1 protein-coding gene is annotated in these 282 nt (G+C 40.4%); it reads right to left on the minus strand.

Annotated features, from left to right (window positions below; translation table 11 throughout):
• Positions 1-282, minus strand: a 282-nt coding sequence (locus CWB62_RS18585) for a DUF4954 family protein (RefSeq protein WP_138556303.1), incomplete at both ends; no start/stop codon positions are given.

Consider the following 282-nt stretch of genomic DNA (forward strand, 5'->3'; position numbering starts at 1 on the left):
ATGAATTCAATACTTCGCAGCAAGAAATGGTAGCGTTATGTCCTAAATAGGAGTTGAGCAATCGTGCCCCATATTTTAGTTGGGAATGATCGGCCATAATAAATCTTACTGCTTTAACGCCGTAAAATATACGGCAGCCATAACCGATGATGCCATTCACTATTTCACAACCCTCCCCAATTTGGGTACGGCCTTCTTCCCCTGAATTAACGGTAAGATTTTTTAGTTTGTTCGCCCCTTTAAAATAAGCATCGGTACCTACCCAAACATCTTTTATGATCT

This window comes from Pseudoalteromonas sp. S408 (assembly GCF_005886645.1).
Lineage (GTDB): Bacteria > Pseudomonadota > Gammaproteobacteria > Enterobacterales > Alteromonadaceae > Pseudoalteromonas.